The 12,495-nt window shown below is 72.8% G+C and carries 11 protein-coding genes; 6 read left to right on the top strand and 5 right to left on the bottom strand.

The window, feature by feature from the left end; all coding sequences use genetic code 11:
• Positions 1 to 53 precede the first annotated feature (53 nt).
• The 5 genes from ACIBJF_RS21455 to ACIBJF_RS21435 all read left to right on the top strand — a co-directional run bounded on the left by ACIBJF_RS21455 (position 54) and on the right by ACIBJF_RS21435 (position 4,661).
• Complete coding sequence (locus ACIBJF_RS21455; RefSeq protein WP_399175725.1) at positions 54 to 1,001, top strand: LysR family transcriptional regulator; 948 nt, start codon at positions 54 to 56, stop codon at positions 999 to 1,001.
• A gap of 50 nt (positions 1,002 to 1,051) precedes the next feature.
• Entirely contained in the window at positions 1,052 to 2,476 is a 1,425-nt protein-coding gene (locus ACIBJF_RS21450) for an amino acid permease (protein WP_399175723.1), read from the top strand.
• A gap of 117 nt (positions 2,477 to 2,593) precedes the next feature.
• Complete coding sequence (locus tag ACIBJF_RS21445; protein WP_399175721.1) at positions 2,594 to 3,163, top strand: sigma-70 family RNA polymerase sigma factor; 570 nt, start codon at positions 2,594 to 2,596, stop codon at positions 3,161 to 3,163.
• 154 nt (positions 3,164 to 3,317) lie between these two features.
• Positions 3,318 to 3,833 (top strand): hypothetical protein, encoded by a 516-nt coding sequence (locus ACIBJF_RS21440; RefSeq protein ID WP_365324578.1) that lies wholly within the window; start codon positions 3,318 to 3,320, stop codon positions 3,831 to 3,833.
• Positions 3,834 to 4,007: 174 nt separating this feature from the next.
• Entirely contained in the window at positions 4,008 to 4,661 is a 654-nt protein-coding gene (locus ACIBJF_RS21435; protein ID WP_399175720.1) for a zf-HC2 domain-containing protein, read from the top strand.
• A gap of 23 nt (positions 4,662 to 4,684) precedes the next feature.
• Here ACIBJF_RS21435 and ACIBJF_RS21430 read toward each other — a convergent pair whose 3' ends face one another.
• The 3 genes from ACIBJF_RS21430 to ACIBJF_RS21420 form a co-directional block, all read right to left on the bottom strand.
• Positions 4,685 to 5,548 (bottom strand): Fpg/Nei family DNA glycosylase, encoded by an 864-nt coding sequence (locus ACIBJF_RS21430; protein ID WP_399175719.1) that lies wholly within the window; start codon positions 5,546 to 5,548, stop codon positions 4,685 to 4,687.
• A 44-nt stretch (positions 5,549 to 5,592) separates the two neighbouring features.
• Positions 5,593 to 7,674, bottom strand: a complete 2,082-nt coding sequence (locus tag ACIBJF_RS21425; RefSeq protein ID WP_399175717.1) for a SpoIIE family protein phosphatase — start codon at positions 7,672 to 7,674, stop codon at positions 5,593 to 5,595.
• 556 nt (positions 7,675 to 8,230) lie between these two features.
• Complete coding sequence (locus tag ACIBJF_RS21420; protein WP_399175716.1) at positions 8,231 to 9,478, bottom strand: DUF6777 domain-containing protein; 1,248 nt, start codon at positions 9,476 to 9,478, stop codon at positions 8,231 to 8,233.
• A gap of 131 nt (positions 9,479 to 9,609) precedes the next feature.
• Here ACIBJF_RS21420 and ACIBJF_RS21415 point away from each other — a divergent pair, with 131 nt between their 5' ends.
• A complete protein-coding gene (locus ACIBJF_RS21415) occupies positions 9,610 to 11,031 on the top strand; it encodes a lipase maturation factor family protein (RefSeq protein WP_399175714.1) in 1,422 nt (473 codons plus the stop codon).
• 58 nt (positions 11,032 to 11,089) lie between these two features.
• On the opposite strand, the gene ACIBJF_RS21410 is transcribed toward ACIBJF_RS21415, so the two are convergent.
• Positions 11,090 to 11,590, bottom strand: a complete 501-nt coding sequence (locus ACIBJF_RS21410) for a cupin domain-containing protein (RefSeq protein ID WP_399175712.1) — start codon at positions 11,588 to 11,590, stop codon at positions 11,090 to 11,092.
• A 53-nt stretch (positions 11,591 to 11,643) separates the two neighbouring features.
• The gene (locus ACIBJF_RS21405; protein ID WP_399175710.1) at positions 11,644 to 12,483 is read right to left on the bottom strand and encodes an amidohydrolase family protein; all 840 of its coding nucleotides are present in this window, start codon (positions 12,481 to 12,483) and stop codon (positions 11,644 to 11,646) included.
• Between the last annotated feature and the right edge of the window lie 12 nt (positions 12,484 to 12,495).

The following is a 12,495-nucleotide window of genomic DNA, read 5'->3' as shown; positions in this document are numbered from 1 at the left end:
CAACCGGGAAGGCATCAGCCACAACCAACGGTTGTACGAGTAGGGTGGGCGGCGTGGACCTCAAGGCCGTGCGCACCTTCGTCACCGTGGTGGACGCCGGGCAGTTCCAGGAGGCCTCAGCCGTCCTCGGCATCACCCAGCAGGCCGTCTCCAAGCGGATCGCCGCACTGGAGAAGGACCTCGGTGTGCGGCTGTTCACCCGGACGGCACGCGGGGCGCAGCCGACGATCGACGGGCAGGCGTTCCTGCCGCACGCCCGGGAGCTGCTGCTGGCCGAGGAGCGGGCGCTGGCCTCGGTACGGCCGGGACGGCGGGCGCTGCGGGTCGACGTGATCGGGGCCAAGCTGGCCCCCGCCGCCCTGCTGCGCTCCTTCCACGAGGCGCAGCCCGGCACGGCCCTCGACGTCGTGACGCTCTTCGACGCCGGCTCGGCCGTGGCCGCCGTGGAGGCGGGCACGATTGACGCGACCTTCCGCGCGGTGACCACACGGCTTCCCGAGGGGCTGCGGGCCGCCCGGGTGCTGGACGAGCCGATCCAGCTGCTCACCGGCCCGCGGCACCCGCTGGCCGGGGCCCGGTCGGTGACGCCGGAGCAGCTGGCCGGGCACCGGATCTGGATGCCGGGCATCGTGGACGGCACCGAGTGGGCCGCCTACTACACGGCCCTCGCCGCCGAGTTCGGGCTGACCATCGACTCGGTCGGCCCGGACTTCGGCACCGAGCCCCTGCTCGACACGGTCGCGGACTCCGACTCGCTCGCCACCTTCGTCGGCGAGCAGACCCGGCTCGTCTGGCCCGCCGGGCACGACCTGCGGCGCATCCCGCTCGTCGACCCGACCCCGGTGTACCCGCACTCCCTGGTCTGGGCCACGGCCAACACGCACCCGGGACTCGCCGCGCTGCGCGCCCATCTCACCGCCCGGATACCGGCCCGGCCCGCGTCCCGCACCTGGACGCCCGCCTGGGCCGTGCGTGGCGTCTTCCCAGTGCGGCGGCCCTGAGCCATCATGATCCGCCGTCAGCCGTTGCCGTCGGCGAAGAGGTGAGGCGCATGGCCAGGCTCCGCGCGGGTGAGGGGATTCTCCGGCGCAAACCCATCGAACACATCGAGGAGACCGAGGTCGGCGAGGGCACCCGGCTCGACCGCTCGCTCGGACTGTGGCAGCTCACCGCGATCGGGGTGGGCGGCATCATCGGCGCCGGCATCTTCACCCTGGCGGGCACGGTCGCCAACGGCACGGCGGGTCCGGCGGTGGTGGTGTCGTTCCTGATCGCCGGTGTGGCGAGCGCCTGTGCGGCGCTGTCGTACGCCGAGTTCGCCGGACTGATCCCGAAGGCGGGATCGGCGTACACCTACGGCTATGCGGTGCTCGGTGAGTTCGCGGGCTGGTTCATCGGCTGGGACCTGCTGCTGGAGTACACCGCGATCGTGGCGGTGGTGGCGATCGGCATCTCGGGCTACTTCGGCTTCCTGGTTCAGGAGATGGGGGCGAAACTGCCGCAGTGGATGCTGGGGGCGCCGGGCACCGGGGCCGGGCACCGGGTGGACCTGTTCGCGGCGATCCTGTGCCTGCTGGTCGCCTGGCTGCTGAACCTGGGCATGCGCAGCGCGGCCCGCTTCGAGACGTTCGTCGTCGCCCTGAAGGTGCTGGTGGTGCTGCTGGTGATCGGAGTGGGCGTGTTCCACATCGACTCGGCGAACTACCACCCGTTCTTCCCGTTCGGCATCGGCGGCGCCGTCACCGGCGCGGCGACCGTGTTCTTCGCGGTGTTCGGCTACGACGCCATGTCGACGGCCGCCGAGGAGTCCAAGGACGCCCAGCGGCACATGCCGAGGGCGATCATCTACTCGCTGGTGATCTCGATGGTGCTGTACGTGGCGGCCTGCCTGGTGCTGACGGGCATGCAGGACTACAAGTCCATCGACCCGGAGAGCGGCTTCTCCAGCGCGTTCAAGGCGGTGGGCCTGGACGCGCTCGCGGACGTGATCGCGGTGGGCGCGATCATCGGCATCCTCACCGTGATGTTCACGTTCATGCTGGGCGTGACCCGGGTGTGGTTCTCGATGTCCCGTGACGGTCTGCTGCCCCCGTGGTTCGCCAGGACCCACCCGACGCGGCATGTCCCGACCCGGGTGACCTGGATCGCCGGGGTGGCCTCGGCCGCCATTGCCGGGTTCGTCCCGATCGGCTCGGCCGCCGAGCTGACCAACATCGGCATCCTGCTGGCGTTCGTGGTGGTGTGCGCGGCGGTGATCGTGCTGCGCTACCGGCGCCCGGAGCTGCCGCGGACCTTCCGGACCCCGTGGATGCCGGTCGTACCCGCGCTGGGCTGCGTGTTCTCCATCTGGCTGATCACCTTCCTGCAGTGGCAGACCTGGGTGCGGTTCGCGGTGTGGTTCGTGATCGGGTGCGTGATCTACTTCGGCTACTCCTACCCGCGCTCGGCACTGGCCGAGGTGCGGCCCGCCGAATGAACCCCCGACGGCGTGGCAGGACCGTTCGTCCGACCGTTCGCCGACGCGATCGACCGTCCGTCGCAGAGCCGTGCGCGCACCCTGTCCCCCGGCCGTGCCCTGCGCTGCCATACGGCCATGACGGCCGGAACCTCACTGATCCACAAGGCGGCGGCACGGGCCCACGGGGCGACGACCGCCGAGCACGAACTGGCCGCGCTCCAGCGCGAGCACGGCGGACCCCTCTTCGCCCTGCTGCTCAGGCTCTGCGACGGGGACCGGCAGCGCGCCGAGGACCTGGTCCAGGAGACCCTGGTACGCGCCTGGCAGCATCCCGAGGCGCTGCACGCCGAGGACTTCGACTCGGTACGGCCCTGGCTGCTGACCGTCGCCCGGCGGCTCGCGATCGACGCCCGGCGGGCCCGGCAGGCCCGGCCCCCGGAGACCTGCGCCGACATCCCGGAGAGCGCGCGGGTGACCGCCGATCACGCCGAACGGGCCGCCGCGATGCTCGATGTCCGGGAGGCTGTGAAGACACTCACGCCGGAACACCGTGACGTTCTGGTACTCGTGTATTTCCTCGGGGCCAGTGTGGCGGAAGCGGCGCAGACCCTGGGCGTTCCACCCGGTACCGTGAAGTCCCGCGCGTATTACGCGCTGCGCGCGCTGCGCCGGGTCCTTCCGGATTATGCGGCCGACCTGCACTGAAACCGGAGGCCGGGTCAAACCTCGGTAAAGCGCCTTGCTGTGGCCCCCGTTCGGGCAATGGGCTGTCCTCATCCGCGTTCCGGGCAGACGGCCGGGGCTGCGACCCCGACGAGGCTCGGGCGACGCGCACGTACCGGAGGAAGGGCAGGAAGGGATGCAGCACAGAGGGCACGAGAGCACGGACGGCACCGACGGCGGTGAACTGGCCGTCCCCATGGCCTGGTTGTACGCCGAGTACATCGCCGACGAACTGCTGCGCACCGGCGACCTGATGCCGCCGACCTCCTTCGAGTTCAGGGCCGGCCGGGACGCGCTGGCGCTCACCGTCTTCCTGTCCGACACCGACGGGGAGCTGTCCGGCATCCGGGTGATCTCCCAGCTGGAGAACTGGCTCTCCCTGACCGCCTACGACCAGCCGTGGCGGGACTGGGTGCGCGAGCGCATGGCCGAGCTGACCGAGCGGGCCGAGCGTTCCGGCACCCGCTCGCCCGACCTGGCCCTCGCCGCCGACGCCTGGCGCTGGCTGGAGGAGACCGAGCTGCTCGCGCCGGACCTGGACGCGGTGCCGGGCGGCGGGGGGCCGGCCGGCGAGGACGACGGGCCGAAGGTGTGGACCCCGGCCTGGCGGCTCGGGCTGCCCCTCGGGCACCTCGCGATCCATCTGTTCTGACCCGTCCCTCCGGGGCTTTCTGAAGTTTTCCGGAATCGGACCAATCCGCGGGCCGCGCGGCTCCGAATCTCTCGTCCGGGATTCTGTGGGTGGCTTGAGTGATTCTGCTGTTGGCTGCGTACGGGTGGGTGCACGGAGTAACCCCACCCGCACCCATCGGCACGAGGATTCGGCATGAGGTCCCTGGAAAGGCATCGCGACGTCGGCGCATACGCGCTCGGCGTGCTGGACGAGGCGGAGGCCTTCCGCTTCGAGGACCACCTCATGGAGTGCCCTCAGTGCGCGGCACAGGTGACCGAATTCGGTCCCGCCGCACGGCAGTTGATGCTGTACCGCCGGGCCACGCCGCGCTTTGTGCACCCCATGGCGCAGCCCGGTCCCCGGCTGCTGGACCGGCTGCTCGGCGAGGTCGCGCACCGGCATCGGGCGCGCCGCCGGCGCTTTCTGTACGGCCTGGCCGCCTCGGTGGTGCTGGCCGTGGCCGGTCCGGGCATCGCGGCCTTCGCCGGCCACGCGGAACCGTCGGCGCACGTCACCGCGGCGGCCGATCCGAAGACCGGGGTGTGGGCCGAGGTCACCGCCGCCGACGGCGACACGGGCAGCCGGCTGTCCCTGAAGGTGAAGGACGGCACCGGCCCGCATGCCTGCCGGCTCGTCGTCGTGGGCCGCGACGGCTCCGAGGAGGTCGCCGGCACCTGGATGGAACCCGGCCACGCCACCGGCACCTTCACCGCGCTCGGATCCTCCACGATGCACCCCGACGAGATAGCCCACTACGACGTGCGCACGACGGACGGGCAGCGCCTGGTGTCCGTCGACGCGCCGTAGTCACGCCGGCTTGCGGTCGGGGCTCATTTCAGCAGCCGGGACAGTCTGCGGTCCGCCAGGGGCTTGCCGCCCGTCTGGCAGGTGGGGCAGTACTGCAGCGCGGAGTCGCTGAAGGAGACCTCGCGGATGGTGTCGCCGCACACCGGGCAGGGCTCGCCGGTGCGGCCGTGGACGCGCAGACCGCTCTTCTTCTCCTCCTTCAGCCGTCCGGCGGCCAGGCCCCGGGAGCGGTCGACCGCCTCGGTGAGCGTCGAGCGGAGTGCCGCGTAGAGCCGATGGGTCTCCTCGGGGGTCAGGGAGGCGGCGAGCTTGAACGGGGACATTTTCGCGGCGTGCAGGATCTCGTCGCTGTAGGCGTTGCCGACGCCGGCGATCAGGGACTGGTCGCGCAAGGCGCCCTTCAGCTGACGTCTCTCGTCCTTGAGCAGGGCGGCGAGGCGGTCCTCGTCGAAGTCGGCGGCCAGCGGGTCCGGGCCGAGCCGGGCGATGCCCTCGACCTGCTGCGGATCACGGACCACGTAGACCGCGAGGCGTTTCTGGGTGCCGGCCTCGGTGAGGTCGAAGCCCTCGCCGGTGTCCAGTGCCACGCGCAGCGCGAGCGGGCCCTTGCCCGGCTTGGGCGGGCCGGACGGCAGCCGGTCCTTCCACTGCAGCCAGCCCGCCCGCGCCAGGTGGGTCACCAGGTGCAGCCCGCTGTCCGCCGCCAGGTCCAGGAACTTGCCGTGCCGGTGCACGGCCGTCACCTCGGCGCCCTCGAAGGCGGTGATCGGAGGGTCGTACGTCTTCAGGACGCTGACGGCGACCGGCAGCACCCGCGCCACCCGGCGGCCGACCAGGTGCGCGGTGAGGAAGTCCTTCAGCGCTTCTACCTCAGGCAGTTCCGGCATGGGTCCAGAGTGCCATCCGGCACCGGCGAACCGGGTGCGGCGCTTCAGCCGCCCCGGCGGAACTCGCACCACACCGCCTTGCCGCCGCCCCGCGCCTCGACGCCCCACGCGTCGGCGAGCATCTCCACGAGCAGCAGGCCCCGGCCGGAGACGCAGTCCTCCCCCGCCTCGCGGCGGCGCGGCAGGGCGCTGGAGGAGTCCTCGACGTCGATCCGCAGCCTGCGGTGGCCGCCGTCGAGGGCCCGCAGGGTCACGATCGCGGAACCCTCGGTGTGCATCAGCGCGTTGGTGATCAGCTCGTCGGCGACCAGCTCGATCTCGTCGGCCCGGTCGCGGTGGCCCCAGGAGCGGACCGCGGCGCGGATCAGGTGCCGGGCCTGGCTGAGGGCCTCCGGGTCGCCGGGCGCCACGTGCTGCTGGAGCCGGCCGCCGGCGGGCGGGGCCTCCGGGGTGCGCCGGCGCAGCAGGAGCAGCGCCACGTCGTCGTCGCCGCCCCGCTCCTCGGCCACCTGGATCAGCCGGTCGGCGAGCTCCCGCACGTCCTCGGGGCCGTCCGCGACGAGCGACAGGAGGCGGCGTATGCCGTCGTCGAGGTCGGCGCCGGGCTGTTCGACGAGCCCGTCGGTGCACAGCAGCAGGGTGTGGCCGGGGTCGAGTTCGAGGGTGGACACGGGGTACTCCAGCCGGCCGAACTCGGCGGACAGGCCGAGCGGCAGCCCGCCCTCGACCGGCACCCGGCGGCAGCTGCCGTCGCCGTGCCGGATCAGCAGATCGATGTGCCCGGCCCGGACGGCCTGCACGACCCCGGTGGACAGGTCGGCCTCGGCGTACAGGCAGGTGGCGAAGCGGTCGGTGTCGAGTTCGTGCAGGAAGACGGAGGCACGGGCCATCACGGCGGCCGGGGTGTGTCCCTCCGCGGCGTAGGCGCGCAGCACGATCCGCAGCTGGCCCATGACGGCCGCCGCGTGGGTGTCGTGGCCCTGGACGTCGCCGATGACCGCGCCGACCCGGCCGCCGGGCAGCGGGATCAGGTCGTACCAGTCGCCGCCGATGTCCCGGCCGAGGGCGCCCGCGGCGGTGCCGGCGCGGTAGCGGACGGCGATGTCGGCGCCGCGGACACTGGGTATGGTGCGCGGCAGCATGGCCTGCTGCAGCCCCCGGGCGAGATCCTTCTCCTGCTCGTAGAGCATGGCCCGCTGCAGGCTCTGCGCGATGCTGCTGCCGAGCGCGACCAGCACGGCGCGCTCCTCTGTGGAGAAGCCGCGCCGGTCGCTGTAGAGCAGCCCCATCCCGCCGATCGCGCGGGCCTGGGCGATCAGCGGCAGATAGGCGGCCGAGGTGACGTGCAGGTCGGTGAGGTGCGGCCAGAGGATCGGATAGTGCTCGGCGAACTCCTCCGGGGACTCAATGAACCGCGGGCGGAGCGTGCGGACGGCCTCGCTCATCGGGTACTGCTCGTCGATCCGGGTGATCTGGGTGCCGGGGACGGAGGCTTCGACGGGTCCCTCCGCGACCAGCCGGATGCGGCCGGCCTCGACCAGCCCCATCACCAGGCTGGTCGCACCGAGGTGGCGGATGCCGCGGGTGTCCTTGAGGGCGTCGATGACCTCCTGGACGCTGCGGGCGTGGGCGAGGGCGGCGGAGACGGCCTGCGCGACGTTGGTCTGCTGGCGGAACGCCTCGTCCTGGGCGGCGCGCAGGCTGCGCGCCCCGCTCTCGGCGAGTTCCTCGGTGGCGTCGCGGACGATGCCGACGACCCGGCTCGGGCGGCCGGTGTCGTCCCGGCGGATGTAGCCCTGCGTGTGGGTCCAGCGCGGGGTGCCGTCGCGGCAGCGTATGCGGAAGTAGGCCCCGTAGTTCTCGCTGCCGTCCTTGATGGCCCGGGCCACCAGCGCGTCCAGCCGGGCGGACTCCGTCGGCGGCACCCGGACGGCAAGGGACTCGGGGCGTCCGTCGTACTCCTCGGGCAGCAGGTCGAACACCTGGTGGGCCTGGGCGTCCATGTGGAACAGGCCCGTGTCCAGGTCCCAGTCGAAGGTGCCCATGCGGTTGAGCGCCAGGATCGGATCCGGGTGGGCGGGCCAGTCCTCCGGGAGTGACACGGCACTCGCTCCCCGAACTGCCATGCGCCCACCTTGCCAGGATTTATCCGATTCTTCGACCTCTTCCTCCGGCCGTCTCCCGGCCGTGAGCGCCCGCTGCCGAACCGGCTCAGCCGCCGGAGAGGTCCGCGGTGACACCGCCGTCCGCCGCGTCGGGGACCCCGCTGGACCGGCCGTCCGGTGGCCCGTCCGGGATCGGTCCGCCGCGCTCGGGCGGGCCGGTTGCGTCCGGTGGGCGCGTCCGGTGCCGTGAGGGTGGCGGCCCTTATCCGACTCTTCGACCTCTTCCTCCGGCCGTCTCCCGGCCGTGAGCGCCCCAACCGGCTCAGCCGCCGGAGAGGTCCGCGGTGACACCGCCGTCCGCCGCGTCGGGGACCCCACTGGACCGGCCGTCCGGCGGGCCCTCCGGGATCGGTCCGCCGCGCTCGGGCGGGCCGGTCCCGTCCGGTGGGCCGAAGCCGTAGAGCGGGTCCTGGCTGCCGGGGGCGTCCGGGACGAGACCGAGGGACGACGGGCTCGGATCGGCCGTACCGGGAACCGGGGCGCCCCGTCCGGCGGGCGTGTCCGCTGCCGAACCGGCTCAGCCGCCGGAGAGGTCCGCGGTGACACCGCCGTCCGTCGCGTCGGGGACCCCGCTGGACCGGCCGTCCGGCGGGCCGTCCGGCATCGGTTCGCCGCGCTCGGGCGGGCCGGTTGCGTCCGGTGGGCCGAAGCCGTAGGGCGGGTCCTGGCTGCCGGGGGCGTCCGGGACGAGACCGAGGGACGACGGGCTCGGATCGGCCGCACCGGGGACCGGGGCGCCCCGTCCGGCGGGCGTGTCCGGTGCCGTGAGGGGGGCGGCCGACGACTGTCCGCCGCTCGGCCCAGGGGACGTTCCCGGCCCGCTCCGCTGCGGACTGGGCAGGGTGTACGGCGGTGCGGTGCCGGGGGAGGCGGTGTCCACCGGGTCGGGGTCGGGGTCGCCGTCGGGCGGGGCGGTGGCCCAGTCGGGCGCGGGGACGACCCGGTCGTGGCGTACGTCGTCGCCGATGCGGCGCTCGATCCAGGTGCGTGTCTCGGCGTTGACGATCGTGATGCTGGCGACCGCCCGGGGCGCGGGTGTCACCGCGATCACCCGGCCCGGACGGTAGCCGGACCATGCGCTGCCACGGGCGCTGAAGCCGGCGGTCGGCGCGGGCGACCCCAGAGGGTTGCCGCAGGCGCAGCGCACCCGGGGCAGCCCGCGGTCGTCGACGAGGACCGCGGTGCCGGCCTGGAGGACGGCCTGGTAATCGACCGCCTGCCCGCCGCGGTAGCCGTGGTCGGTGACCCGGGTGTCGGCGCGCAGCGTCACCGGGGCCAGGCCGCGCAGATAGCCGGGAACGCCGCTCGCGGAGACACCGGACGCGCGGGCGAAGGCGTCACCCTTGGCCCGGTCCGCCGTCAGATACCCGATCTGCCGTTCGACGTCACAGCCGGCGACGCGGGCGGTACCGCCGTAGAGGCCGGGCGTCGCGCCGGACAGGACGCGCATGGGGCGCGGGGGTACGGCGACCAGCCCGGCGGCCAGTGCCGGCGGGGAGGATCCGGCGACGGGCGGTCCGGCGGCCGTGGGCTCGACCGCACCGGCAAGCGGCGACGCGGTCGGGGCGGCGCTCCCGGTGCCGGACACCGTCGGCGCGGTGACCGTGGAACCGGTGAAAGGGTTAGGCCCTTGCACCGCGGCGGGCAGGAGATAGACCTCCTCGCCCATCCGGGCCTCCTTGACGCCGAGGCGGGCGCAGCCGGCGACGAGGAGCGCCACCGAGAGAGCGCAGGCCATGACGATGGATCCGGTGGATATCCGCACCGTACACTCCGCATCACTGTGGGTGAATTCCCCCCATTGTTTGCATCGCGCCCGATTGGCTGGCAACTCGGGCGCAGGACATGATGAAGGCGACACCGGCGGTCCAGCCGCGACGAAGGGCGCGCACAGCCGTGAACTGGTTCACCGCTCCCGACTACTGGCTGACCCGGCTGGTCTTCCAGCGGGCTCTGGCCGCCGTATACCTGGTGGCTTTCCTGACGGCGGCCCTGCAGTTCCGGGCGCTGCTGGGCGAGCGCGGCATGCTGCCGATCCCCCGGTTCGTGGCGCGGATCCCCTTCAAACGGGCGCCGAGCGTGTTCCATCTGCACTACTCCGACCGCTTCTTCGCGGGGTGCGCCTGGGCCGGTGCCGCGGTGTCGGCGGCGCTGCTCGCCGGCGCGGACTCCCTGCTGCCGCTGTGGGCCGGGATCCTGCTGTGGCTGGTGCCCTGGGCGCTGTATCTGTCGATCGTGAACGTGGGCCAGACGTGGTACGCGTTCGGCTGGGAGTCGCTGCTGCTGGAGACGGGCTTCCTGGCCGCGTTCCTCGGCAACGACGAGGTGGCGCCGCCGATCGTCGTGCTGTTCCTGCTGCGCTGGATCCTGTTCCGGGTCGAGTTCGGCGCCGGGCTGATCAAGATGCGCGGCGACGCCTGCTGGCGGAAGCTGACCTGTCTCGACTACCACCACGAGACACAGCCGATGCCGGGCCCGCTGAGCTGGTTCTTCCACCATCTGCCGAAGCCGCTGCACCGGGTGGAGGTGGCCGCCAACCATGTCACCCAACTGGTCGTACCGGTGCTGCTGTGCACCCCGCAGCCGATCGCCTCGGCCGCCGCCGCCCTGATGATCGTCACCCAGCTGTGGCTGGTGCTGTCCGGCAACTTCTCCTGGCTGAACTGGATCACCATCGTGCTGGCCCTGTCCGCGCTGCGGATCCCCGCGTCCGCGCCCGTGGTGCCGGCGGCGCCGCTGTGGTACGAGGTCCTGGTGCTCGCGGTCGCCGCGCTGCTGCTCTTCCTGAGCTACCGCCCGGTGGTCAACATGATCTCCCGCCGGCAGGTCATGAACCGCTCCTTCGACCCGCTGCACCTGGTGAACACCTACGGCGCGTTCGGCAGCGTGAGCCGGATCCGCTACGAGGTGGTGGTCGAGGGCACGCTGGACGACGTACCGCGCGAGGACTCGGACTGGCGGGAGTACGAGTTCCGCGGCAAACCGGGCGACACCCGGCACTGGCCCCGCCAGTTCGCCCCCTACCATCTGCGCCTGGACTGGCTGATGTGGTTCGCGGCGCTGTCCCCGGGCTATGCGGGTGAATGGTTCGGGGGTCTGGTGGAACGCCTGCTGGAGAACGACCGCGACACCCTGCGTCTGCTGCGCCGCTCCCCCTTCCCGCCGGGCACCCCGCCCCGGTATGTCCGCGCCCGCCTCTTCCGTTACCGCTACACCACCTGGCGGGAGCTGCGGGACAGCGGGGCGTGCTGGGAGCGGACGTACGTCCGGGAGTACCTGCCACCGACACGGCTGGCGGAGGTGGCCGGGCGGTCGTGAGCGGCCGGGCCCTCCGACGGCAGGCTCCGGCCCCGGGGGGTCGGCCCGAGGGCTCGGCCTACGGCTCCTTTCGGTTCTCCGGGGGAGCCGGGTACGACCGGGTCCGGTAGCGGCCGCGGAACTCGGCCAGCAGTTCCTCGGTGGCCTCGGCCCCGGCGCTCACGGCGGCGTGCACGTCGCGGAAGTAGTTTTCGTACCCGGCCGGGGTGAACAGGCACAGTGCGCGTGCCGGGACCGGGCCGGCATTGCGGAAACCGTGCGGGGTGCCGCGGGTGGCGGCGAGCAGGTGACCGGGGCCGGCCGTCACCTCGCCCTCGCCGGTGTGGAGCGTCAACTCGCCTTCGAGTAGGTAGAAGTACTCGTCGTGTGCATCGTGCACGTGTGGCCTGGCGCCGATGGTGCCGGGGGCGAGGCTGAACTCCTCGAAGGCGAAGCGCCCGCCGGTGTGCTCGCCGGTGAGCCGGAAGAAGTGCGCGACGCCGGCGACGTCGATGTGTTCACCCTCCTCGGGGGCGCGCAGCAACGGAGCGGCGGGCGAGCGGTGCTGATCATCGGTCATGTCGGCAATTGTGTGGTACGGGTCGCCGGGGCGGCCGTCGCCCACGCCGTGGGTCACAGACCGTAGACGGCCGTGGCGGTGCCCTCGAAGAGGGCATGGCGGTCCGCGTCGCCGAGGTCCGCGGTCAGCTCGGTCATGGCGGTGAGCACTTCGGTGTAGGTGGCGGCCAGTGTGCACACCGGCCAGTCGGAGCCGAACATCAGCCGGTCGGGGCCGAAGGCCTCCAGTGCCGTGTCCGTGTACGGCCGTAGGCCGGCCGTCGTCCAGGAGGCGTGGTCGGCCTCGGTGACCAGGCCGGATAGTTTGGCGACGGTGTTGGGAAGGGCGGCGAGTGCGCGCAGGGCGGACGCCCAGGGGTCGCATTCTCCCGTGGCGATCGGCGGCTTGCCCAAGTGGTCGAGGACGAACGGCAGTTGCGGCAGCAGTGCGGCGGCCTCCGCGCAGGCCGGGAGCTGGTGGGGCAGCACGACCAGGTCGTACGCGAGCCCCGCGGTCGCCACGGCCGCGAGGCCGCGCTGTACGTCCTTGCGCAGCAGCCACCGCGGGTCCGGCTCGCCCTGGACCTGGTGCCGGATGCCCTTCAGGAAGGAGCCCCCGGGGAGTTCGCGCAGCCGGGACAGTTCGTCGGCGATGTCGGGGCGGGTGAGGTCGGTCCAGCCCACGACCCCGGCGACGAGGTCGTGTCCGGCCGCGAGCGCGAGGAACTCGGGCGTCTCCTCGGCGACGGTGACCGTCTGGACGAGGACCGTGCGGTCCACTCCGGCCGCGCGGGCCTCCGGCTCCAGGTCGGCGAGGCCGAAGGTCCGGCGCAGGGGCTCAAGTTCGGGCCCCTTGATCCAGTCCTGGTCGCGGACGGACAGGTCCCAGACGTGGTGGTGGGCGTCGACGGTCACGGCAGCTCCCGG

It is taken from the genome of Streptomyces sp. NPDC050743 (assembly GCF_044456925.1).
GTDB lineage: Bacteria > Actinomycetota > Actinomycetes > Streptomycetales > Streptomycetaceae > Streptomyces.
Note: the sequence above shows the minus strand (reverse complement) of the source record. Positions and strands in the feature narration are given on the sequence as shown.

Excerpts from the sequence above, each read along its gene's own strand:
- ACIBJF_RS21450 (WP_399175723.1), top strand. The coding sequence starts at position 1,052 with ATGGCCAGGCTCCGCGCGGGTGAGGGGATTCTCCGGCGCAAACCCATC.
- ACIBJF_RS21435 (WP_399175720.1), top strand. The coding sequence starts at position 4,008 with ATGAGGTCCCTGGAAAGGCATCGCGACGTCGGCGCATACGCGCTCGGC.
- ACIBJF_RS21445 (WP_399175721.1), top strand. The coding sequence starts at position 2,594 with ATGACGGCCGGAACCTCACTGATCCACAAGGCGGCGGCACGGGCCCAC.
- ACIBJF_RS21425 (WP_399175717.1), bottom strand. The coding sequence starts at position 7,674 with ATGGCAGTTCGGGGAGCGAGTGCCGTGTCACTCCCGGAGGACTGGCCC.
- ACIBJF_RS21430 (WP_399175719.1), bottom strand. The coding sequence starts at position 5,548 with ATGCCGGAACTGCCTGAGGTAGAAGCGCTGAAGGACTTCCTCACCGCG.
- ACIBJF_RS21440 (WP_365324578.1), top strand. The coding sequence starts at position 3,318 with ATGCAGCACAGAGGGCACGAGAGCACGGACGGCACCGACGGCGGTGAA.
- ACIBJF_RS21410 (WP_399175712.1), bottom strand. The coding sequence starts at position 11,590 with ATGACCGATGATCAGCACCGCTCGCCCGCCGCTCCGTTGCTGCGCGCC.